Consider the following 23780-nt stretch of genomic DNA (forward strand, 5'->3'; position numbering starts at 1 on the left):
CTTTTCAGACAAAAATAAATTTTAAAAATCTTGTTTACTTATATTCTTTTTCTTTTTGTGCATACCAATCTTTCATGACATAAAAAGCTTTCTTTTTAATTCCCTGATCAGAAATTAAACCTTTGCGATTGAAGAAATCCTGAATATTCGGCAACTGTCTTCTTGGCGATCTAAAATCGACTAAAATCCAAGGAGAAACCCCTGCTAGACCTTCAATTCTGTTGAACATTTGTGTGTTTTGAATGTACAATTCTTCTTGATATTCTTCGTTCCAACGTTCTTTTTTATCGCCATGAAGACCTTGTAACGCTTCGCCTCCAAATTCACTTATAATAACGGGTTTGTTATACGGAATTACCCATTGCATGTCTTTGCAAGATTCGTTAGTTCCTCTGTACCACCCCAAATATTGATTGAAACTTACGATATCTACATATTCATTCATATTATCATGAAGTGTATTGATGTTATTCGAACTCGAAGTAACCTCCATTGCCATACTTATTAAACGAGAATTATCTTGTGTGCGTGCGTATTTTGCCAATTTGCTTAAAAACACATCTCTATCATCTCCATGCGGAGTTTCGTTTGCAATTGACCAAATTACAATTCCGCAACGATTTTTATCACGGTAAATCATGTCATGCAATTGATGTTCTGCATTGGCATAAGTTTCGGGATTTGTCCACGAAATAGTCCAATAAACAGGAACTTCAGACCAAATCATTAATCCCATTTTTTCAGCTTCTCTTACCATATTTTCATTATGAGGATAATGTGCTAAACGAACATAATTACAGCCTAATTCTTTTGCCCAAGTCAATAACGTAATCGCATCATTTTGAGACCAAGCTCTTCCGGATCTAAATGGCGCTTCTTCGTGAATGCTAATTCCGCGTAAAAAGACTTTTTTTCCGTTTAATAGAATTTCTTTGCCTTTTGTCTCAATGGTTCTAAAACCAATTTTATCAGCAATATTTTCGTCTGCTTTAGAAATGGTTACATCATATAATTTTGGTTTTTCAGGTGTCCATAAAACAGGATTGGCTTTGACTTCAAAAGAGGCAATTCCTTTAGCATCGGTCGTAACGCTTTTTTTAATTTTCAATTCTGGAATGGAAACCGAAACCGTTTGATTTGCCGATTCGCTGTTTAGTTTTATCCAACCCGAAATTTTTCCTTTTTCTTTTTTATCCAATTGAACCAAATAATCTTCGATATACGTATTCGGAACTTGAGCCAGAGTTACGTCTCTTGTGATTCCGCCGTAATTCCACCAATCCATATTTACCGTTGGCACGTTGTCTTTATGGCGTTTGTTATCGACTTTTACTACTACAAAATTGTTTCCGTCAACTAACAAATCGGTTACATCAAAATTAAAAGGTGTATAACCTCCAATATGAGTTCCTGCCATTTTTCCGTTCACGTAGACTTTTGCATCATAATTGACTGCCCCGAAATGAAGAATTCCTTTCGATTTTGCCTCTTTCTTATAATTAAAGTCTTTCTGAAACCAAACCGTTCCTTCGTAAAAAAACAGTCTTTGATCTTTCGAATTCCAATCAGACGGAATATCCATAACTGCTGAGGTTGCAAAATTATATTCGCTTAATTCTGTGGTGTTCCATTTTTTATTTTCGAAAAATCCATTGTCTTTAAAAGGTTCTAAACGGTAATTAAAATATCCGTTTTCTAAAGGATCTACAATATATCTCCATTTTCCGTTTAAAGTAATATTGTTTCTAGCTGAAATATTAGTTACTAATGGAATTTCCTGAGCTATTGTTTTTCCCATCAACAAAAAAGTACAGCACAGCATTGCAATTTTCTTCATAATAAAATCATTTTGGTTTCAATAGTTAATTCGTTTTTCATTAAAAAATGAAAACTATAAAGTTAAAAAGTTTCTCTAATGCAGAGGTAAACTACTGTCTTTTGATTGGTCAAAATAACCCATCAAATACTTATCAGTTTTATCTTGGAACAAGTATTCTTGCTGTTTGTGGATTGTATTTTCATAAAAACTATGTGTCTCGATAAAAATTAATGTGTCGCTCCGCTGGAGCTTTTTGTTTTTTGAGGATTTAAATTATGCTATAAATATTGTGCTCCGCTGGAACTTCTCTTAAAAATAAAAAAACCATTTCAATTAAGAAATGGCTTATCTCTCGCTCCGCTGGAGCTTTTTATACTTTCGTCTTAATTTGCTAGAAATATTTTGCTCCGCTGGAGCACTTTCTTAAAAGCGATTATCTCAATTTTTAAACCGCTTCTTCTGTCTCTTCAATCAATCCCAAAATTTTCCCATAAGCAATTGCCGCTTTATGAACCTGAACCGTCCAATCTTCGGCAGCATTATCATCGGCTCCGTCAGAAATATATTTTAAGCTTAAAAACGGAATATTCTCTTTCATGGCAATCATCGCCAAAGCGTAGGCTTCCATATCAACTATATTGTAGACATCTGAACAATGTTCCATTTCGAAATTATCTCCAGTTCCGCAAATTCCTTCTTGAAGATTATCCATTAATAAACCATATTCTAAAACTGGCGATAAACCAGAAAGTGGCGTTTCGTATAATGCAAAACCTAAACCGCGAACATCCATATCTCTTTGTACAAATTTGGTACAGCAAATTACTTCGCCTTTTTGAAAGCAACCACTTCCTGCCGATCCTAGATTTATAATGATAGAAGGTCTTTTCTTTTGAATCGCTTTTGTCAATTCGTAAGCTGCATTTACTTTTCCAATTCCTGTAAATAAAATATTATGCCCTTTAAAAACTTCTGCTGCTTCAGATTCAAGAGCAAAACAGAATAATATATCTTCAACAGCAAAAGATGCCGTTTGGTTAATTTGTATCATGCGTAATTTATTTTTGGTTTACAAAAATACGCTTAAAAATTTACGCAGCTGTAACCTAAATTTAAAATCAAAAAAACACGTTAAAGTCTGTTTTCTCTATTGGATTTTATGATATAAAAAATACATTTGCTAAAACCAGTAAAAAAGTTTAAAACCAGAAAGAATAACTGCATGGATAATGAAAAATTTATTTTCTGCCTTGAAGGCGTTAAAGATATAGACGATCATACCCAGACCAATGTGGTAAAATGTTTGGAAGAATTGGCTATTGACCAAGGTATTTCGAGCATTCATAAAACTTGCGACACAATCGAAGGTTTAGAAGAAAGTCTGAACATTTTGCTTTATGAAGATCATAATTTCAAAGATTATGAAATTATTTATTTGGCAATGCCAGGTCAGGAAAACAATATCTGTCTTCACGATTATTACTACAGCATTGAAGAAATTGCCGAATTGTTTGAAGGTAAAATGAAAGGTAAAATCATTCACTTTGCTAATCTGAAGGTTTTGGATTTAAACGAAGAAGAAGCCCAATATTTTTTAGATATTACTGGCGCTAGAGCTATTTCTGGATATGGTTCGACTTACAATAAAATTGCAAGTTGCAGCACGATCGACAAAGCTTTTTTTAGTTTGTATCAGGAAAACGACAACCTAATTGAAGTTGTTGAAGATCTTTATACCAAACATTATAATCTGTGTAAACTGCTTGATTTTAGATTATATTATTAAAAATGAAAAAGAAGCAAGCAGAGAAAATAAAAACCTATGGCCCAAAAGGATTTCGAGAGAAGTTTTTAGGAGAAGATAATCCTATTCATTTGCTTTTCAAGTCGAATTCTGATCATTTTTTCTGTCTTGAAATCGAAGAAATGATGCAAATGCAGCATCCAGTTCCGCCTTCTAAACATTCTTGCCATACTTTGATTTTTATTTCTTCTGGCCAGCATGTTATGAAATTAGGTTATCAAGAATACATCACAACCGATAACGAAATGATTATGGTTCCGGCCGGTCAAATTTTTTCGCTTGATAATGTTAACAATATTCATAAAGGTTACATCTGCCAGTTTCATCCTGATATTTTGATTCGAAAGTATGGAAGCCGCGAGCTTCTTAATGATTTTGATTTTTTAAAAATTTCGGGAAATCCAAAAATAAAACTTGCCCCTGAAGATATTGCTCCAATAACCAATATTTTAGAACGATTGAAAAAGGAATATTCTGAAACAACTGTTACAGATTTGAATATTGTGCAATCGTACTTGATTACGCTGTTTTATGAAATGAATAAAAATGCGGTAAAAACTTCTAAAAGCATTTCGGCAGCAGAAGCAATTACAGCAAAGTTCAAAGAAATGATTCATGACCACATTAAAACGCAACACCAAGTTAATTACTACTCTTCTTTATTAAATGTTACTCCAAACCATTTAAACAAATGCGTTAAAACCGTAACAGGAAAATCTGCTGTTAAATGGATTGACGAAAACATATTACTAGAGGCCAAATATTTACTATTTCAAACTACACTTTCTGTGGGCGAAATTGCAACGCAAGTAGGCTTTGAAGATCAATCTTACTTTAGCCGATTTTTTAAAAAAGCAGAAGGAATCTCTCCTATACGATATCGAAAAATGATTGATAAGTCCTAATTATTGATTATAGAATCCTAACAAATATGCGGGTGTTTTTCAGAAATTTGCTACCTCAAAATGCAAATTATGATTTATGTTTTTAAAACTTCCGTTGATAATCAGACCAAATTCGAATCGGCTTCTGCATTACTAAATCAATTATTACCAGAATCTCAGTGGAATTTCGACCTCGAAGATTGTGATAATATTTTACGAATTGATAGCGAATTGAATGCTGTAGAACTGCTTCAAAACAATACTGTTTTTGAATGCATCGAATTAGAATAAAACTTTATATACCTTCCTAAAAATTATAATGGAATCAAAATTATATCAAAACCGCACTTTTGAAACGATCGACTATTCGGAACAAAGTTTAGCCCATACTGAATTTGTAAACTGCGAATTCATAAACTGTAATTTCTCTAAAAGTGATTTAAGCCATAACGACTTTTTAGATTGTACTTTTAAAAATTGCAACCTTTCTTTGGCAACTTTAAGAAACACCGGATTGAAAAACATCAAGTTTATCGGCTGTAAATTAATGGGATTGGACTTTAGTGCTTGCAATAGTTTTCTGTTTTCAATGAATTTTGAAGATTGCATTTTAGACTATTCTACTTTCATTTACAAAAAGCTAAAGAAAACTACTTTTGCAGATTGTTTTTTAAAAGAAACTGATTTTTCTAATACCGATTTGTCTCTGGCAGTTTTTAAGAATTGTGATCTTTCTGGTGCCACTTTCGTGGAAAGTATTCTAGAAAAAGCAGATTTCAGAAGTTCTCGAAATTATGCTTTTGATCCGTCAGAAAATAAGATTAAAGGAACAAAGGTTTCGCACGCGGCACTTGCAGGTTTACTTCAAAAATTTGATTTATCTATTGAGTAGTTTTTAGTTTTATTCAATTCCATCTAAAGATAAAAAGCGGGATTGCAAATTCAATTGCATCCCGCTTTTCTCTATTTAATCAACCACGATTTTTTTATCTGCCACCGTACCAAAGTGGATCTCCAACTTTTCGATCGATTAAGGTTTGATCTTTAATCGTAAAGTCACCAGAAGTAGTTCCAAATTGAGGATCTAATGAAGTTCCAGATGCATCTGGTCTATTATTAGCAAGCGAATTAGGATTACCAATTAAGTTTGGTGAATTGAAATAATTATTATTTGTAAATGTCGGATTTGGAGTTGCCGTTTCTCTTGTATATGGTGCTGGTGTATTTGCAAACAATGTATTACGTACAATTATTGATGTAGTAGCAAAACGTGTATACAAAATTGCATTTCCTGTTGCTGCAAGCATATTTGGATTAGAAATCGTACAAGCATCTATTAACACATTTGAACTTCCGGTAAGTCCGGCATCCATACGAATGAAATATCTTGCTGTTGCGCAGTTGTTAAACGTACTGTTTTTAAGAGTAAGCTGTCCTAAGTTTGATCCTCTAAAGTCAATAAATTCTCCTCCAGTAGTCAAGATATTGGTTACAATTGTGTTTTCGATTATTGCTGAAGTCATCTTAGAAGCTGATAAACCAGCACTTATTAATGAAACTGCGTAATCATGTATATTACAACCACTTATTAAAAGTGCACCATAAGTTGTATTATTATCGTTGTATTTGACAACAGAAATATTGCTACCGCTAGCAAAACTATCTCCTTTCAAGTCAAGATCTATTAAGCTTAAATTAGCTGCTCCGTTTGTCATTACAAAATTAACATGAAGCTTTGGTTTATTAAAACTACGTAAACCTCTTAGTGTTATTGATTTGTTTAAGGTAATTGCTCCTATTTGGTTATCAGCAGTATAATCTCCTGGTTCAAGAACAAGTATAGCTCCAGATTCTGCATCAGCAATTTTCTGCATTAAATCATCTGTTGATTTAACCAAAATACCATCTCCAATATCAATTCCAGTTGTAAAAGCTTTAGATCCTCTCTTTTTAGTTCCGTTATACAAATCTGCTGTATAAGAAGTTTCTCCTGTTAATCCTGTTGCTATTGCAACACCACTAACTTTTTCTGCTGGCGTAATAACATGTGTTATTGCTCCTGGGTTAACTACAATTTGTGTCACAGTGCTATTTGCAGGCCATCTTAAAGTAACCTGTTTAGCATCAATATCTCCATCTACCGTAGCAAGATAAATATCTTCTGCCAAAGTAGTGGCAGTAGCAAGAGACCACTTAGAATCTTCTAGACCTGTAGCGCTAATTGCCTTTACTCTAAACGAATAAACTGTTTCTCCTTCTAATGCAATTTGCACAGGAAGTTCTGTTGGAGCAACATTTAAAGTTTTATAAATTGTACCGAAATTAGCATCATCGGCACTAATTTCTACTACATAATGATCTGCATCATCTTTAACTGTCCAATTTAATTCGACTGTAGTTTTATTTCTAACCACGGCCGAGATGCCTACTGGCGAAAAAGCCCTATTTACATCTAAACTGTCAATAACCGCTTCATTGTAACTCTCACAGCTTGAAACCGCCAGAGCCAGCAACATTACAGCAATAAATCCTTTTACTTTATATTTTGTTTTCATAATTATACTTTATTAATTTTCACGTTACTAACTATAATCACTTGTTATTAATAACCGTAATCATTTGTTAGCATTCCATTACTACTCTCAATAAACACTTTCCAAATTGGCCAGAATTGTCTATTGTTTGGATCTACTCCAGGTTTGTATAAAGTATTGATTTTAGTATCTGCTGTTGCACCTGTCCAAGTCCATGTAAATTGCGAATAATCTGCTCCCGGGTTTGTAGTTTCTCCACGGTTCAAACCATAAATATCAAGACTAACATTATCTGCTTTGTATTTATAATACAATGTAGTAGGAACGTCTTTATAATTTCCTGAACGATTAGACAAATCTTTCATATCAGCTTTAGCTTCATCCATTTTTGTCTTAAGTAAATTCCAACGGATCAGTGCTTGTTTACGCTCCATTTCTCCTGTAAACTCGTACTTATTTTCATCAACAAGAGCATTAAACATGGCTACTTTACTAGTTAGTAAATTCACATAGTTATCAACCTTTTCATTCTGAGATGCTACTGGAAACGCTCTTCTTCTAATTTCTTTTAAATATGGAGCTGCTGCTGCTGGACCTTCTAACTCATTTGCTGCTTCTGCTGCTATTAAAAGAACTTCGGCGTATCGCATATAAATTTTATTCACTCCATCATCATTTGTTGATGTCACAAAGCGAGTCATCCATTCGTATCTATATTTTCCAAAATACCAAGTATTTAATGCTCCTAATTCTTGCTTAGCAACATTATTTACCGCTGTACCATATTTATAAGGAACACATGTTACATCTCTTCTTGTATCTTCCTGATCATAATCATAAAAAACAGTAGGAAGTGGTCCTGCAGTTCCTCCACGATTCGCTCCATTTGCATGAAACTGGTCGTTTGTAGTATGTTTTACAGCAAAAGTAAACAACATACGTCCTCTACCATCTGAAAAAGGTATTTCCCATAGAGATTCTCCGCCTGCAACAATATATTCTTGATTGTATTTTTTCCAGAATGTTTCAAATGAAGACTCTAAATGTGCAGAACCGCTTGCAATAACAGAACGAGATTCTGCCAATGCTAGAGCATACATATTTGCAACAGACAATTCAGGATCTATACTTCTTCTAATACCGTCAGGATATTGCTGGTAACCGCTGGCAGCCAATGCCAAACGAGCACGGAATCCTTTTACGAACGCTTTATTAATTCTTTCTACGCTACTTGTTGCTGCGCTTCCACCTGGCCAAGGCACTAATGTTGCAGCTTCTCCTAAATCGGCAATAATCTGCTTGTAAATCACATCACGACTTGATTTCGACACATATAAAGTTTCGTTATTTAACGGTTCAAATCTTGCCGGCACATCTCCCCATGCTTTTACTAAATCGGCATAATAAATAGCTCTTAGAGTTAATGCCTCACCTAATAAATATCCTAGCTCCGATCCAGGAGTTGGATTTCCGTAAGTACGCAAACCTCTAATAGCAATATTAGCACGTTCGATACCTGAGTACATCATTGCCCACGCATTATTAGTTGTATTCATTTGAGAATTAATCGATTGCGCATCATAAGTACACAAATCTGACGCATCACTTACAGTTTGAGAAGAGTTATACCATTCTGTATCTGTATTCAAACCATAAAAAGGAAGATAACGGCCTCTATAAGAATTCGTTTCTGCAAAAGGAATTTTTATTCCATCAATTGCGCCTTCAGCCAATCCTGGATTAGAAAAAATAACTGATTCATCTAATGTTGATTTTGCTGGGGCATCTAAGTAATCATCTGAGCAAGAAGTAAAAAAGCTTGCAACAAACATTCCTGCTATTAATATTTTATGTTTCATCTTGTGAAAATTTAACTGAATTAGAAATTAAGGTTTAAACCAAATATCATCTGTCTACTTCTTGGATAAGCTGAATAATCAACTCCTGGAGTATACGGTGTCGCTCTTCTAGTTGAAGCTTCTGGATCTTGACCTGAGTACTTAGTCCAAACAAAAACATTACTAGCTGTTAAGTAAAATCTTAACTTAGAAATTCCTAGAGCAGAAGTTAGCGCATCTGGCGTAGTGTAACCTAAACTTAAATTGTTAAGTCTTAAGAAAGACCCATCTTCAACAGACCAATCAGTAAAAACATAACGAGGCATGTATGGAGACCACATTGTAGTATTGGCATTTAAAGCAGTTAACTGAGCAGGATCGGTTACTAGTTGTCCTGTATTAGGATCAAGATTTGTCCATCTTTTTCCATCTGCCATTTCAGAACCTAAATTTCTATATTGTCCGTTAGGAACTGAAGTAGAAAATTCTGTTTTATTTCCGTTGTATACATCGTTTCCAATACTCCAGTTAAAAGCTGCAGAAAGATCAAATCCGTAAGCATTAGCATTTAACACCATACCTCCAGTGCTTTTTGGATTCGCATTTCCTATAACAGTAAGATCTTTGCTATCTACAACATTGTCACCATTAATATCTTTTAATTTCATAGCACCTGGCTTCATTGGGCCAACGACAGTTTTAGCATCTGCAACTCCTGTTTTTAAAGTATAAGTTCCTGCATTATAATCAAAGTCTGAAACTTCATAACGTCCATCGCTTTTATATCCATACATAATCCCTAGAGGTTGTCCTACGTTTACAAGATAATCTGCTGTGATTGAAGAAGAAGCCCATCCACTTGACCATGTAAAATCTTTCATTACACCAAGAGAGTTAATTCTGTTAGTATTGAATGCAGCGTTAAATGATACGCTTACTCCATATTTAGGTCTTTCAATTAAGTTAAGGTTTAAAGTTGCCTCTACACCGCTGTTTTGAATTTCCCCCATATTTCTATACTGATAGTCATAACCTCCAGAAATTGGGAAATTCATTAGCAAGTCTTTTGTTTTGTTTTTATAAAACTCAACAGATCCTGTTACCTTATTTTTGAAAAGATCGTAATCTAAACCAATATTTTGCGTTACAGTAGTTTCCCATTTCAAATCTGGATTAGCCATTGTTTTTGAAGCTGCCCAATAGCTATCTACTCCATTAATCCATGTAGATGTAGTAGATGCAAAACTTTGAACCATTTGTCCTGTCGGAATATTATTGTTTCCTGCTTCACCATAACTTACTCTTAATTTAAGCAAATTAACCCATGAAGCATTTTTCATAAATTCTTCTCCCGAAATTTTCCAAGCTGCTGCTGCTGCTGGGAAAAATCCCCATTTATTACTTCCTAAGAACTTACTTGAACCATCGGCACGATAAGTCGCTGTTAAAAGATAACGATCTTTGTAATCATAATTTGCACGTCCGAAGAAAGAAAGTAATTTATCATCTGGGAAATAGAAATTATCAACTGAAACTGGCGTTCCTTGTGTAGTTAATTTTTTTGCCTCATCTAACTCGAAAGATAATGGAAATCCGTGAATTGTACTTGTCAAATCATTTCTATTATAATTAATAGACTCTTCTCCTAAAAGTAATTTTAAACTATGGTTTTCTCCCATTATTTTTTTCAAATCATAGTTAAGAGTATTTGCATTTCTAAAGCGAGTATCTTTTCTATCTGACATTATCAATGCAGGCATACCTTGTCTTTCGGCTGCAGGATTATTTTTCACATAATACGTTGTACGACCATAGAAACGATAATCTTGGAAGTTGTAATTATCTAAACCTAATTCTGTTTTGAATATTAAATCTGAAGTAAGTTTCCAAGAAAAACTTCCCAATGTATTAAAGTTCTTTCTAAACTGCTGGCGGTTGTTATCTGTAATAGCAACAAAAGGATGTGTTAAGTTGTTAGCAACCGCTTCGTCTGTATCGTCTGTCGTTAAACCTGGAATAGGAATTGGTGCATAACCCACAATATTTTTTAAACGAGAATCTGCAGAAGAAGCTTCATTTTGCTCATTCATACCGGCACCGTTAATTTCAGTATCAGAGTAACGTACTGTAAAACTTAAATCTACTTTATCAGAAGCTTTACTATTTAAAGCAAGAGATAAATTGTTTCTTTTAAAATCTGATCCAAGCATAATTGCTTTTTCATCATAATGTGCATAATTGAAGTTATAGTTCATTTTATCACTTCCACCACGAATAGATAAATCACGGCTTTGCACTTCTCCGGTACGTCCAAAAACTTGCTTTTGCCAGTTATTGCCTTTCATACCTTTGTACATATCATAATCCTGCCAATTACCAAAATACTTAGTATAAGAACTTGGATTACTCAAAATAGTTTTATCGCTTTGATCTAGTAAAGCATACTCATACTGCCATTTTACGTAATCTTCTGGAGATGTAACATCGATAGTATTAGCCAACTTTTTCATTCCGTAGAACATATTATAATTAACTGCTATTTTACCATCTTTACCTTTTTTAGTTGTAACGATAATAACTCCATAAGCACCTCTAGAACCATAGATTGCAGTAGATGATGCATCTTTCAAAACTGTCATCGTTTCAATGTCAGAAGAAGAAATATCATTGATATTATTTACTGGAAATCCATCTACGATATATAATGGAGAAGCATCTTGACTTAAAGATCCATTTCCTCGAATTCTTATCTGAACGTTTGAATCTGGAGAACCTTCAGAACTGCTTACCGATACTCCGGCAATACGTCCTGTTAATGCCTCAGCTACGTTTGGCACTGGAATTTTACGAACTTCGCTTCCAGAAAATGTAGCAACTGCTCCAGTCAAATCAGATTTCTTAGATGTTCCATATCCAATTACAACAACTTCATTTAAGTTATTAGAATCTTCAGACATTGTTGCATTTACTTTTGTTTTTCCGTCTGCAGAAATGTCAATGCTTTTAAATCCTATGAAAGAAAAGCTTAAGACTGCTTTCGGATTAGTAAGCTTTAATTTATAATGCCCGTCAAAATCGGTAGAAGTTCCGTTCTTAGTTCCTTTTTCTAAGACGTTTACCCCAGGAAGAGAAAGTCCCGCGGCATCCTTCACGGTTCCCTCTATCGTTGTGCCCTGCGCGTGTATCTGACTACCGATCAATAAGCACAGTAAGAAAACAAGTTTAAAGCAAAAGTTTGCTCCTTTGTTTAATAATTCTTTAAAGTTCATGGTTGATTGTTTAAGTTATTAAATGGTTTTTCTTTGTGGTTTAAGTGGTTTTTTGTGGTTACTTTCAATTCATTTATGGTTAATTTTTGTGGTTTTTATTTTAACAGTATTTTATTTATCACCGAAGTAAATCTTTATTCTTGCCCATTTTACTTCTCTTTTACTTAATCGTTTTCGAACTATGTAAAAAAAGTTGTAATCGATTACACAAACATAGATATTTTTTTTAAACGAAAAATAAAATTTCCCAAAAATTTCATAAAAAAAATTACATATTAGAAATTTTATTGCTTTTTTATGTAACATATGTAATTTATATCAATATAAAATATTAATAATATTATTATTAATCGTTCATTTGATTCGATTTTTACAAAAAAAACAATCGATTACATGAATATAAATTACAAAATTTATTATGTGTTAGTTTTACACTTAAAAAGTTAAAAAGATCCTAAAAAAATTTAAATACAGAATAAAGATGAGATTTATTTTAAAGAGTATTTTCTGACTATAGAAGTAAAATCATTTGCTCATGAAAAGACATTCTTAAGCTAATTGATTCATTGAAGACATAAAAAAAGCCCTTAAACAAACGTTAAGGGCCTTAAAAAGAATATATTTTAAAGTTATGCAGCTTGTACGTGCACTTGTTTTTGATGTAACCTCATCAATATAAATGTAATCACCATTCCGGTCATAGCCATTGCAATACCTATAAGATTAGGCGAAGCAAAATTATAACCAGCTGCTAAAGGCAGTCCTCCTAAGAAAGCTCCTAAAGCATTCCCGATATTAAAACTTCCTTGAAGCGCTGCTGATGCAATCATCTCTGCATCTTTGGCTGTCTTAATCATAAGCATCTGAATTGGCGCAATAACAGAGAAAGAAATTGCTCCTGTTAAGAATGTCAAAAACAATGAAATATATTGATTGAAAGAGAAAAAGTAAACCATCAACAAATCAAGTACCATTACAAATAGTAACGCAAGTACGGTTGGTGCTGGCGAATATTTATCTGCCAATTTTCCTCCGACAAAATTACCGACAACCATTCCTAATCCTGCTAAGATTAAAATTGTAGAAACATCTTCTGGTGAAAATTTTGATACATTAATTAATAAAGGAGCAATATAACTGATCCAAGCAAAAAGACCTCCAAAACCAATTGCCGTAATTCCGATAATTAACCATGCTTCTGTTTTTTTAAAAAACTGAAGTTGTGTTTTCATATTCACGCTTTCACCTTTTTCAAGATTCGGCATCCATAAATAAATTGCCAAAAAGGTCAACAAACCAACAATCGCAATTAATACAAAGGTATAACGCCAAATAAAATGGTGACCTATATAAGTACCAATTGGCACACCTATTAAATTAGCAATCGTTAAACCAGCAAACATTATAGAAATTGCCTGCGCTTCTTTTCCTTTGTCTGCCAAACGGCTTGCGACTACCGCTCCCACTCCAAAGAATGCTCCGTGCGGCAATCCAGATAAAAATCGAGAAGCAAATAGAACATTATAATCAGGAGCTATAATTGATAATGCATTAAAAACTGCCAGCATTAAAGCCAAAATTAAAAGCATTTTTTTAGGCGCATAATTTCTTCCTGCGATTACTAATAAAGGCGCTCCAATAACAACTCCAAGTGCATAAGACGAAATTAAATATCCAGCAACCGGAATCGAGACTTTCATATCTGAAGCAATATCTGGGAGTAATCCCATCATTACAAATTCTGTAATACCAATAGTTAACCCTCCTAAAGAGAGTGCAATAAGACTTTTTTTCATTTTGATTTATTGTAGAAAGGAATAGATTTCTACGATGCAAAATTAACACCGTTAACCTTTAAAAAAATTGTAAATTTGTGACATAAAATTGTACATTTAAGTTATGCCTAAATTAAATCAGTTTAAAACACTTGTTCTTGATGAATTTGAAGAAGAGAAATTTCATCTTCCTCCACATACCCATACCTATTATGAAATCATTTATATAAAGAAAGGGAGTGGCATTCATCATTTGAATAACAATCTGCTTCCATACAAAGCTGGAGACTTATTTGTGATTTCGCCAGACGACGAACATTATTTCGATATAAAGAAAAGTACACGATTCATTTTTATCAAATTCACTGATAATTATTTCAATTCCAAACAAAATCTAACTTGTGATGAATTTCTCGTAAATACTCCCGAAAGTTTCATGCGAGATAAAATCTTAAAAGAAACGGTTTTAAAGTTTGATGAACCTTGCAAAACGATCTTGAAAAATACGGTTGAAAACATTGTAACATACGATCGCTATATTGACGTTACTTCTTCTCCAATTGTTTTCTATCAGATTCTTTCCATTTTTGGCTTAATTAAAGAAACGATTCGCGGTATGAATCTACAGATGCAATCGACACATTTGGATAATGAGCAAATTGCCAATTATATTCATCAAAATATATATCAGCCAAAACTAGTTCAAGTAAAAGTCATTGCAGAACATTTTAATATCGCCCAAACTTATTTTAGTGCTTATTTCAAAAGAACTTTCAGCATTAGTTATCGAGAATACATTCATAATTTGAGAACGACTTTAATCGAAAAAAGATTTCATAACAATCAATTGCCGATTAAACAAATTGCGTACGAATTTGGCTTTACAGACGAAAGTCATTTGACTAATTATTTCAAAAAACGTAAAAACATGAAACCGACTGATTTTAAGAAACTGTAGTTAGCGAAATCTTAAAAAGTGATTTCCTCACGCATTTTTATCTAAATTTGTACCTCAAAAACAATTTCTTTGAAACAGAAAACCCACATAATATTGCTTTTTATAACACTTAGTTTCTTTTTGAATCCGAGTTATACCTACGCATGTAATATCGGGAATCACAAAGAAATTGCTTCTAAAGAAGAAAACAGCTGTTCTAAAAAATGCTGCGAAAAGAAAACTTCAAAACAAGAAAAACACAATTGTGATGGAAAATGCAGTCATTCTGGCTGTACAACTTCTGCATTACAATTCGTTATTTTAACTTCAACCGATCTTGATTTGCAAAATGACGTTTTCAATTTTTCTTTAAAAAACGCAATTTCATCTTACAGTAATTCTACTATTTCTGCGGGATTTACTTCTATTTGGCTGAAGCCGAAAATATAATTATCGCATTTATGACAGCCCATATTGGGCCTTTTTTTAAACGAAATTTTTAATTAATTTTAAAGGAAAATAAATCCTTTACCAAATATTATATACAATGAAAAAATCAATCATAGCTTTAGCAACTGTACTAACCGCATTAATTAGTGCAAACAATATTCAGGCAAATACAATAAAATTAGAATCAGGAACGACAGAAGTCGTTGACACAAATCAGCTTCAATCTGTTTATGACGCTTATTTTGATGTTAAAGATGCACTTATAAAAAGTGATAGCAAATTAACTTCGGCAAAAACTGCAACTTTATTGACTGCCATTACTGCCGTAAAAATGGACAAATTAAAAAGCAACGAACATACCGTTTGGATGAAAGTGGTAAAAAAATTAACTGCCGATGCCAAAAGTATTTCAGCTACAACAGATCTTAAAAAACAGCGCGAGACTTTTAAATCATTGTCTAAAAGCACTTACGATTTAATAAAAGTTTCAAGCCCAGAACAGCCAATCTACAAACAATATTGCCCAATGGCAGACGCTGATTGGTTAAGCAAAGAAAAAGCGGTTAAGAATCCATATTACGGTTCTTCGATGCTGACTTGCGGAAATGTGGTAGAAACGATCAAATAAATATGAAGCTTTACATCAAAAATATGGTGTGCAGCCGATGCAAAATGGTAGTGAAGTCTGAGTTCGAAAAACTCGGACTTCAACCTATTTCTGTAGAATTAGGAGAAGTTGAACTACAGGAAGAAATCAGCGATTCGAAAAAAGAGATTTTATTAGAAAACCTGCAAGTTTTGGGTTTCGATCTACTCGATGATAAAAAAACAAAAACAGTCGAAAGAATAAAAAACCTGATTGTAGATTTGGTTCATCATAAAAACAATGATTTAAAAATCAACCTATCAGAATATCTCGCAGAAAATTTAAATCAAGATTATAATTCATTAAGCAATTTATTTTCTGAAATCGAAAACACAACAATCGAAAAGTATTTCATAAGCCAGAAAATCGAAAAAGTAAAAGAATTATTGATTTATAATGAGCTTTCATTAAGCGAAATTGCTGATATTCTTAATTACAGTAATGTAGCGCATTTGAGCAATCAATTCAAAAAAATTACTGGCTACACTCCTACTTCTTTCAAACAATCAAAAGATAAAATGCGTATTCAGATCGAGAATATTTAATCTCTCGCAAAGTCGCAGAAGCGCAAAGTTTTTTTGTCTCCCGCAGATTCAGCAGATTTAGCAGATAAATTAATTGTAAGTATTAAAATTTAAATCTGTTAAATCTGCTGAATCTGCGGGAGATTATTTTTTAATTATCTTATTAATTATAAAACTTCGCGTCTCTGCGACTTTGCGAGATTAATATCAACTTTAAAAAAAAATCTGTGTTAATCTTTTTAATCTGTGGCTAACTTTTTATACACAAAGCTTTGAGAACTCTCTAATCTTTAAACAAACAAAACTTAATGCACTTTGCGTAAATTCTTTGCGCTCTTTGCGTTAAAAAACAGCATTTAGTAAATCTTACAAATCATTCCCAAAATTCTACAAACCGAACTCACAGATAGTTCAGAAATTTGCATTGTAATACTTAAAAACCAATACAATGACTCATCAATATATAATTTCAGGGATGTCTTGCGACGGATGCCGCAAAAAAGTAGAAAAAACTTTAAATGAAGTTGAAGGCGTTCAGGCAGAAGTAACTCTAAATCCGCCAACTGCTACAATAACAATGGACAAACATGTGCCGACAGAAAAATTTCAAGAGGTTTTGTCTGCTACAGGAAATTATACTATCGAAATGGATTCTCCTAAAAACCATGGAGAAACAGCCGTTAAATCTTGCTATTCTGGTCATAAAAAAGAACATCACGGTCACAATCACGACCATCATAAAACAGAAACTAAAAAAGTACATGTACACAGTGCAAATGGCGTTTATTATTGCCCAATGCATTGCGAAGGCGACAAAACATATAACAAACCCGGAGACTGTCCCGTTTGCGGAATGGATTTAGTACCTCAAGTTGCTATAACGTCCACACAATTTACGTGTCCGATGCATCCAGAAATCGTTTCGAACGAACCTGGCGACTGTCCGATTTGCGGAATGGATCTGGTTCCAATTCAAGCTTCAGAAAGTGAGGAAAATAAAACTTACACTGATTTATTGAAGAAAATGAAAATCGCGATTTTGTTTACACTTCCAATTTTCATCATTTCAATGTCAGAAATGATTCCGAATAATCCGCTATACAATATAATGTCTATCGAAAAATGGAATTGGGTTCAATTTCTATTTTCGCTTCCAGTATTGTTTTATGCTGGCTGGATGTTTTTTGTTCGTGCCTACAAATCCATTGTGACATGGAATTTAAATATGTTTACTTTAATCGGAATAGGAACTAGCGTTGCTTTCCTTTTCAGTATTGTCGGAATGTTTTTTCCTGATATTTTTCCATCCGAATTCAAATCTCATCACGGAACGATTCATTTGTATTTTGAAGCAGCGACCGTAATTATCACTTTAGTTTTATTAGGACAATTATTGGAAGCTAAAGCCCACGGACAAACAAATGGAGCCATAAAAGAACTATTAAAATTAGCGCCAACTGAGGCTACTTTGGTAGAAAACGGAATTGACAAAGTAATTTCTATTCATAACATTAAAAAAGGCGATTTACTTCGTGTAAAACCAGGAGAAAAAATTCCGGTTGATGGAAAAATAACTACTGGCGAAAGCAGTATCGATGAGTCAATGATAACTGGAGAACCAATTCCTGTTGATAAAAAAACAGGCGATGCCGTAATTTCTGGAACAATAAACGGAACAAAGTCATTTGTAATGATTGCCGAAAAAGTGGGGTCAGAAACCATGCTTTCGCAGATTATTCAAATGGTAAATGACGCTAGCAGATCTCGCGCTCCAATTCAGAAATTAGCCGATCGCGTTTCTAAATATTTTGTTCCAACCGTTGTTATTATTTCGGTTTTAACCTTTTTTGCTTGGGCAAAATTCGGACCTGAACCCGCTTATGTTTACGGATTAATTAATGCAATTGCTGTTTTAATTATTGCCTGTCCTTGTGCGCTTGGGTTGGCAACTCCCATGTCGGTTATGGTTGGGGTCGGTAAAGGAGCACAAAACGGAATCTTAATCAAAAATGCTGAAGCTCTAGAAAACATGAATAAAATTGATGTTTTAATTACTGACAAAACCGGAACCATTACCGAAGGAAAACCATCTGTAGAAAAAGTCTATTCGGTTACTAATGAGGAAGATTTTCTGCTTCAAAATATTGCTTCGTTAAATCAGCATAGTGAACATCCATTGGCGCAGGCCGTAGTTAATTTCGCGAAAGCAAAAAATACTTCATTCAAAGAAGTTCAAGGTTTTGAAACTATTGCAGGAAAAGGTGTTTTAGGAACTATCGAAGGCAAAAAAGTAGCTTTAGGAAATAAAAAATTAATGGACGAAATCGGCGCTTCTGTTTCTTCTGATTTAGAACAGAAAGTAACTGTTGAACAAAATTTAGGAAAAACTATTTCGTACATCGCAATTGAAAATGTTGTTTTAGGTTATGTTGCCATTACTGATGCCATTAAAGAAAACAGTGCTAAAGCGATCAAAGAATTAATCGATCAAGGCGTTGAGGTTATCATGATGACGGGAGATAACCACAATACAGCAAAAGCAGTTGCTGAACATTTGCATTTGAGTTCGTTTAAAGCAGATTGCCTTCCACACGATAAATTAAAAGAAATTGAACGTCTCCAAGCTCAAGGAAAAATTGTTGCCATGGCGGGAGACGGAATCAATGATGCACCGGCTTTAGCGCAATCTAACATCGGAATTGCAATGGGAACAGGAACAGATGTCGCAATAGAAAGCGCTAAAATTACTTTGGTTAAAGGCGATTTAAACGGAATTGTAAAAGCTAAAAACCTTAGCCATGCTGTAATGTCAAATATCAAACAGAATTTATTCTTTGCCTTTATATATAACACTTTGGGCGTTCCAATTGCAGCAGGAATTTTATATCCGTTTTTAGGAATCTTGCTTTCGCCAATGTTGGCTGCAGTGGCAATGAGCTTGAGTTCTGTATCCGTAATCGTAAATGCTTTGCGATTAAGAAATTTAAAATTATAAGCTAATGGTTAAGATCAAATATATACTTGTCCTTTTTTTAATCGCTTTTCAGCTAAAGGCGCAAAAAGTAGTGCGTTACGATTTGTATGTTCGTGATACAATCGTCAATTTTTCGGGTAAAGAAAAACGTGCGATTGCTGTAAACGGACAAATTCCGATGCCGACTTTGACTTTTACTGAAGGCGATATTGCTGAAATTTATGTTCATAACGAATTAAAAAAGGAAACTACTTCAATGCACTGGCACGGATTATTTCTTCCCAATAAAGAAGACGGCGTTCCTTATTTAACTCAAATGCCAATTGAGCCTGGAACAACTCATAAATATTCGTTTCCGATTATTCAGAATGGAACGTATTGGTATCATAGTCATTCGGGATTACAAGAACAAATTGGTTTATACGGACTTTTTATCATCAACAAGAAAAAAGACGATTCAACTATTAGAAAAGACATTGACGATTTACCTACTATTCCAGTTATTTTAAGTGAATGGTCAGATCTAAAACCAGAGAATATTCAGCGAATGCTGCACAATGCCAATGATTGGTTTGCAATTAAAAAAGGAACAACACAAAGTTATGCCGAAGCTGTAAAACAAGGACATTTTTCGACCAAAGTGACCAACGAGTGGAAACGAATGAACGCGATGGATGTCAGCGATGTTTATTATGAAAAATTTCTGCTTAATGGGAAAAATGAGCAACAGCTTTCTGATTTTAAACCAGGCTCTAAAGTCCGTTTACGAATTGCCAACGGAGGCGCATCAAGTTATTTTTGGCTGACTTATGGCGGAGGAAAAATCACCGTTGTTGCCAGTGACGGAAACGATGTCGAACCAGTAGAAGTTGATCGCTTGATTATTGCGGTTTCTGAAACTTATGATGTTGTCATTACAATTCCTGAAGACAATAAATCTTTTGCTTTTTTGGCTACAGCCGAAGACAGAACGGGATCTGCTTCTTTATTTTTAGGAAATGGCGAAAAACAGCCTGTTCATCATCTTTCGAAATTAAAATATTTTGAAGGCATGAAAATGATGAATGATATGATGAAGATGAACGGCGAAATGAACGATATGGGTATGAATATGTCTCTGAACAAAATGGACATGAACGCCGTAATGTATCCAGAAATTTCGGGGGAAGATGAAAATGCAAAACCTGCAATGGATCATTCGAATCATAATATGGAAGAGATGAAAATGAAAAGTGACAGCACAGAAACTTCTGAAATCGTGACTTTAAATTACGGAATGCTGAAATCTCCTTTTAAAACCAATCTTCCAAAAGATGCTCCTGTTAAAGAATTGCGTTTTACGCTTTCTGGAAATATGAATCGTTATGTCTGGAGTTTGGATAATAAAGTAGTTTCTGAAACGGATAAAATTTTAATTAAAAAAGGAGAAAACGTTCGTATCGTTTTATACAATGGTTCGATGATGCGCCACCCAATGCATTTACATGGACATGATTTTAGAATTTTAAATGAACACGGAGATTATTCTCCACTTAAAAATGTAATTGACATTATGCCAATGGAAACCGATACGATCGAGTTTCAGGCAAATGCTGATGGCGACTGGTTCTTTCACTGCCATATTTTATATCATATGATGGCTGGAATGGGAAGGATTTTTAGTTATGAAAATTCAGCGCCAAATCCGCTAATTCATCATCCAGAAATGGCTTTTAAAATGCTGAAAATGGACGACAGAATGTTTCATTTTAGAGCAGAAAATGATTTTGCATCTAATGGAAACGACGGTGAAGCAATGTTCAGCAATACCAGATGGAGTATTGGAACCGAATGGAGATTGGGTTATAATAACGAACATGGTTACGAAACTGAAACTCACATTGGAAGATATATTGGAAAAAATCAATGGCTGATGCCTTTTATTGGTTTTGACTGGCGATACCGAAGAATGGGAATAGACGAACAGGAACAAAATCTTTTCGGACAGAAAAATACCAAAGATAATCGTTCGGTTTTTAGCGCTGGTCTTGAATATACTTTGCCAATGCTCATAAAAGCGCAAGTCGAAGTATATACAGATGGAAATGTCCGCCTGCAATTTGAACGAAAAGACATTCCTCTTTCAAAACGTCTTCGTATGAATTTAATGTGGAATACCGATAAAGAATATATGGCTGGTTTAAAATATATTGTTGCCCGAAACTTCGGAATCACAACACATTACGATAGTGATATGGGTATTGGATTTGGAGTGAATTTGAATTATTAATTATAAAAACATTAACTTTTTTGTAAGAATCAACTCAACGAAATCTTTCTATATTTGACTACCAATTATAATCTCTAACACAAAAAACATTTAATTAAAATGACAAAAGTTATCACAGTAATGACAGCAGCCTTATTCTCAATCGGAGTAATGGCTCAAGAAACAAAACCAGCTACAAAAGACAAAACAAAAAAAGAATCTTGCTGCAAAAAAACAGCAGATAAAAAAGATAAAAAATCTTGTTGCGTTAAAAAATAATTGAAAATCATATTTTATAAAAAGGACCTTAAAAATTTAAGGTCCTTTTTATTATCAAAATTATTGAGTGCTTACATATAAATATCCTGATTTTTTAATTTGTTTCCCATTATTCTCATATTCTAAAATATAGAAATAAGTTCCAGTAGGAATCATGTCTTTCTTTAAAACAGTAGCACGTCCAGAAGAAAATCCATCAAAAGGATCAGTAATATTATCGTACCCTTTTTTACTGTAAATCAGCACACCATATCGGTTATAAATCTCAACTGTATTATTTGGAAAACAATCAATATTCTTAATTACAAATGTATCATTTATACCATCTCCATTTGGAGACAAAGCATTATAAATAGTTTCCATACAAGAAACATTGACCTTTTGACTAAATACATTTTTATTGCCACATTCGTCGACTGCTGTCCAAGTTCTTTCCAACGAATATCTACCGCTGCAATCACCATCTGTTTTTTCTTCATTATATGTTACTGTTGCTATACTACAATTATCAGTTGCTGTAAGAATTACTGGGTCAGGAATAGTATCACAATCTGCATTTATAACAGCAGGTGGCAATGCTTCTGTAAATACGGGAGCTGTTGTATCATTTACCGTAATAACCTCCGTACATTTTGAACTGTTTAAAATTGTATTTTCTCCTGCATCATGTATACCATTATTATTATCATCTGCATATTCCGTAATTGTATAAGTTCGTACTACATTAGTATTACATCCTTGATTCTGACTATTTTCAGCTGTAATATCAATGATTCCACAATTATTGGTAATTTTTCCATTTCTATTTCCTAATGCTTCAAACTGAGCAATTGTTAAACTCGTTGCTGTTGGCAATTCATCAGCACAAGAAACAGTTTGAGCAGGAAACGTTGGACAAACAACATCAAAAACACAGCAATTAGGCGAAACACCTGCTACATTCAGAGTATTGCATTTGTAATGATCTTGGATATTTACATTATAATCTGTACCACCACTTATAACATTTGAAGTCCAATTATTACCCGACCACGTTCCTGGAGCACCTGTTCCTACAACAGTAAATGGTGCTTTTCCAGATACCGATAAAGTAACTACATATTCGGGTTTATTAGTCAAACAAGTTGCTTTTTCTGGTTCTTCTAATACAATTGTATTAATAACTATTTTCTGTTCGGCAGTAGAAATATTTCCGTTTCCGTCATTAAATGTCCAGATTACCAATGTTGTTCCTGCTTCAGTCACTGGAAACGTCGTTGTTGTTGTTCCAATAATAATTCCTGCGCAATTATCAACTGCAGTTGGTGGCTCTAAAGTTACAGAACATTGATCTGTAATATCTACCAAAACAGGTGCTACAGGCGCTACAGGCGCTGTAACATCTTTAATAATAACATTCTGAACCGCCGTTTCAATGTTTCCGTTCCCGTCATCAAATGTCCAGGTCACTTCTGTTGTGCCCTGTGCCGTGATTGGGAAATTTGCCAAAGTGGTTCCCGTAACCGTTCCAGCGCAATTATCTGTCGTGGTCGGAGGTGTTATTGAAGCCACTTCGCATTCCGCCGTAACAGGATCCAAAACAGGTTTTGCAGGTTTGGTGATGTCTTTAATGACCACTTGCTGAATGGCCGTTTCAATGTTTCCGTTTCCGTCATCAAATGTCCAGGTCACTTCTGTCGTGCCCTGCGCCGTGATTGGGAAACTTGTTAAAGTGGTTCCCGTAACCGTTCCCGCGCAGTTGTCTGTCGTGGTCGGAGGTGCTATTGAAGCCACTTCGCATTCCGCTGTAACAGGATTTA

19 protein-coding genes are annotated in these 23780 nt (G+C 34.1%); 12 read left to right on the forward strand and 7 right to left on the reverse strand.

Features of this window, described 5'->3' with window-relative positions:
• Window positions 1-34: 34 nt before the first annotated feature.
• Complete coding sequence (locus tag JC605_RS22045; protein ID WP_198858242.1) at window positions 35-1837, reverse strand: glycoside hydrolase family 2 protein; 1803 nt, start codon at window positions 1835-1837, stop codon at window positions 35-37.
• A 47-nt stretch (window positions 1838-1884) separates the two neighbouring features.
• Here JC605_RS22045 and JC605_RS22050 point away from each other — a divergent pair, with 47 nt between their 5' ends.
• A complete protein-coding gene (locus JC605_RS22050) occupies window positions 1885-2043 on the forward strand; it encodes a hypothetical protein (protein WP_198858243.1) in 159 nt (52 codons plus the stop codon).
• A gap of 221 nt (window positions 2044-2264) precedes the next feature.
• On the opposite strand, the gene JC605_RS22055 is transcribed toward JC605_RS22050, so the two are convergent.
• The gene (locus tag JC605_RS22055) at window positions 2265-2870 is read right to left on the reverse strand and encodes a nucleosidase (protein ID WP_198858244.1); all 606 of its coding nucleotides are present in this window, start codon (window positions 2868-2870) and stop codon (window positions 2265-2267) included.
• A 171-nt stretch (window positions 2871-3041) separates the two neighbouring features.
• On the opposite strand from JC605_RS22055, the gene JC605_RS22060 reads away from it, so the two are divergent.
• The 4 genes from JC605_RS22060 to JC605_RS22075 all read left to right on the forward strand — a co-directional run bounded on the left by JC605_RS22060 (window position 3042) and on the right by JC605_RS22075 (window position 5399).
• Window positions 3042-3605, forward strand: a complete 564-nt coding sequence (locus tag JC605_RS22060; protein WP_198858245.1) for a DUF6642 family protein — start codon at window positions 3042-3044, stop codon at window positions 3603-3605.
• Window positions 3606-3607: 2 nt separating this feature from the next.
• Complete coding sequence (locus tag JC605_RS22065; RefSeq protein ID WP_233074206.1) at window positions 3608-4528, forward strand: AraC family transcriptional regulator; 921 nt, start codon at window positions 3608-3610, stop codon at window positions 4526-4528.
• A gap of 69 nt (window positions 4529-4597) precedes the next feature.
• On the forward strand, window positions 4598-4798 hold the full coding sequence (locus JC605_RS22070) for a hypothetical protein (RefSeq protein ID WP_198858246.1): 201 nt from the start codon (window positions 4598-4600) through the stop codon (window positions 4796-4798).
• Between the two features lie 28 nt (window positions 4799-4826).
• Entirely contained in the window at window positions 4827-5399 is a 573-nt protein-coding gene (locus JC605_RS22075) for a pentapeptide repeat-containing protein (RefSeq protein ID WP_198858247.1), read from the forward strand.
• 94 nt (window positions 5400-5493) lie between these two features.
• Here the strand turns inward: JC605_RS22075 and JC605_RS22080 are convergent, their stop codons facing one another.
• From JC605_RS22080 to JC605_RS22095, 4 genes are all read right to left on the reverse strand, one after another.
• Window positions 5494-7062, reverse strand: coding sequence for a DUF4957 domain-containing protein (locus JC605_RS22080; protein WP_198858248.1), 1569 nt, complete (start codon window positions 7060-7062; stop codon window positions 5494-5496).
• Between the two features lie 47 nt (window positions 7063-7109).
• Window positions 7110-8900 carry a RagB/SusD family nutrient uptake outer membrane protein gene (locus JC605_RS22085; RefSeq protein WP_198858249.1) on the reverse strand — a complete coding sequence of 597 codons (1791 nt, stop codon included), beginning with the start codon at window positions 8898-8900 and terminating at the stop codon, window positions 7110-7112.
• Between the two features lie 20 nt (window positions 8901-8920).
• Window positions 8921-12148, reverse strand: coding sequence for a TonB-dependent receptor (locus tag JC605_RS22090; RefSeq protein ID WP_198858250.1), 3228 nt, complete (start codon window positions 12146-12148; stop codon window positions 8921-8923).
• A gap of 629 nt (window positions 12149-12777) precedes the next feature.
• Complete coding sequence (locus tag JC605_RS22095) at window positions 12778-13944, reverse strand: MFS transporter (RefSeq protein ID WP_198858251.1); 1167 nt, start codon at window positions 13942-13944, stop codon at window positions 12778-12780.
• A 103-nt stretch (window positions 13945-14047) separates the two neighbouring features.
• On the opposite strand from JC605_RS22095, the gene JC605_RS22100 reads away from it, so the two are divergent.
• From JC605_RS22100 to JC605_RS22130, 7 genes are all read left to right on the forward strand, one after another.
• A complete protein-coding gene (locus tag JC605_RS22100) occupies window positions 14048-14881 on the forward strand; it encodes an AraC family transcriptional regulator (RefSeq protein WP_198858252.1) in 834 nt (277 codons plus the stop codon).
• A gap of 69 nt (window positions 14882-14950) precedes the next feature.
• A complete protein-coding gene (locus tag JC605_RS22105; RefSeq protein WP_233074207.1) occupies window positions 14951-15310 on the forward strand; it encodes a hypothetical protein in 360 nt (119 codons plus the stop codon).
• A gap of 97 nt (window positions 15311-15407) precedes the next feature.
• Entirely contained in the window at window positions 15408-15938 is a 531-nt protein-coding gene (locus JC605_RS22110; protein WP_198858253.1) for a DUF3347 domain-containing protein, read from the forward strand.
• 2 nt (window positions 15939-15940) lie between these two features.
• Window positions 15941-16501, forward strand: coding sequence for an AraC family transcriptional regulator (locus tag JC605_RS22115; RefSeq protein WP_198858254.1), 561 nt, complete (start codon window positions 15941-15943; stop codon window positions 16499-16501).
• Between the two features lie 427 nt (window positions 16502-16928).
• Entirely contained in the window at window positions 16929-19475 is a 2547-nt protein-coding gene (locus tag JC605_RS22120; RefSeq protein WP_198858255.1) for a heavy metal translocating P-type ATPase, read from the forward strand.
• 4 nt (window positions 19476-19479) lie between these two features.
• Complete coding sequence (locus JC605_RS22125) at window positions 19480-21723, forward strand: multicopper oxidase family protein (protein ID WP_198858256.1); 2244 nt, start codon at window positions 19480-19482, stop codon at window positions 21721-21723.
• 99 nt (window positions 21724-21822) lie between these two features.
• Window positions 21823-21981 (forward strand): hypothetical protein, encoded by a 159-nt coding sequence (locus JC605_RS22130; protein WP_198858257.1) that lies wholly within the window; start codon window positions 21823-21825, stop codon window positions 21979-21981.
• A gap of 60 nt (window positions 21982-22041) precedes the next feature.
• Here JC605_RS22130 and JC605_RS22135 read toward each other — a convergent pair.
• A partial coding sequence (locus JC605_RS22135; protein ID WP_198858258.1) for a gliding motility-associated C-terminal domain-containing protein occupies window positions 22042-23780 on the reverse strand: 1739 nt, incomplete at its 5' end.

The sequence above is a fragment of the Flavobacterium sp. IB48 genome, assembly GCF_016405855.1.
Taxonomy (GTDB): Bacteria; Bacteroidota; Bacteroidia; order Flavobacteriales; family Flavobacteriaceae; genus Flavobacterium; species Flavobacterium ginsengisoli.

Coding starts and splice junctions, on each gene's coding strand:
- JC605_RS22075 (WP_198858247.1), top strand. CDS start 4,827: ATGGAATCAAAATTATATCAAAACCGCACTTTTGAAACGATCGACTAT.
- JC605_RS22125 (WP_198858256.1), top strand. CDS start 19,480: ATGGTTAAGATCAAATATATACTTGTCCTTTTTTTAATCGCTTTTCAG.
- JC605_RS22090 (WP_198858250.1), bottom strand. CDS start 12,148: ATGAACTTTAAAGAATTATTAAACAAAGGAGCAAACTTTTGCTTTAAA.
- JC605_RS22110 (WP_198858253.1), top strand. CDS start 15,408: ATGAAAAAATCAATCATAGCTTTAGCAACTGTACTAACCGCATTAATT.
- JC605_RS22100 (WP_198858252.1), top strand. CDS start 14,048: ATGCCTAAATTAAATCAGTTTAAAACACTTGTTCTTGATGAATTTGAA.
- JC605_RS22060 (WP_198858245.1), top strand. CDS start 3,042: ATGGATAATGAAAAATTTATTTTCTGCCTTGAAGGCGTTAAAGATATA.
- JC605_RS22070 (WP_198858246.1), top strand. CDS start 4,598: ATGATTTATGTTTTTAAAACTTCCGTTGATAATCAGACCAAATTCGAA.
- JC605_RS22055 (WP_198858244.1), bottom strand. CDS start 2,870: ATGATACAAATTAACCAAACGGCATCTTTTGCTGTTGAAGATATATTA.
- JC605_RS22085 (WP_198858249.1), bottom strand. CDS start 8,900: ATGAAACATAAAATATTAATAGCAGGAATGTTTGTTGCAAGCTTTTTT.
- JC605_RS22050 (WP_198858243.1), top strand. CDS start 1,885: ATGAAAACTATAAAGTTAAAAAGTTTCTCTAATGCAGAGGTAAACTAC.
- JC605_RS22120 (WP_198858255.1), top strand. CDS start 16,929: ATGACTCATCAATATATAATTTCAGGGATGTCTTGCGACGGATGCCGC.
- JC605_RS22115 (WP_198858254.1), top strand. CDS start 15,941: ATGAAGCTTTACATCAAAAATATGGTGTGCAGCCGATGCAAAATGGTA.
- JC605_RS22045 (WP_198858242.1), bottom strand. CDS start 1,837: ATGAAGAAAATTGCAATGCTGTGCTGTACTTTTTTGTTGATGGGAAAA.
- JC605_RS22080 (WP_198858248.1), bottom strand. CDS start 7,062: ATGAAAACAAAATATAAAGTAAAAGGATTTATTGCTGTAATGTTGCTG.
- JC605_RS22130 (WP_198858257.1), top strand. CDS start 21,823: ATGACAAAAGTTATCACAGTAATGACAGCAGCCTTATTCTCAATCGGA.
- JC605_RS22095 (WP_198858251.1), bottom strand. CDS start 13,944: ATGAAAAAAAGTCTTATTGCACTCTCTTTAGGAGGGTTAACTATTGGT.
- JC605_RS22065 (WP_233074206.1), top strand. CDS start 3,608: ATGAAAAAGAAGCAAGCAGAGAAAATAAAAACCTATGGCCCAAAAGGA.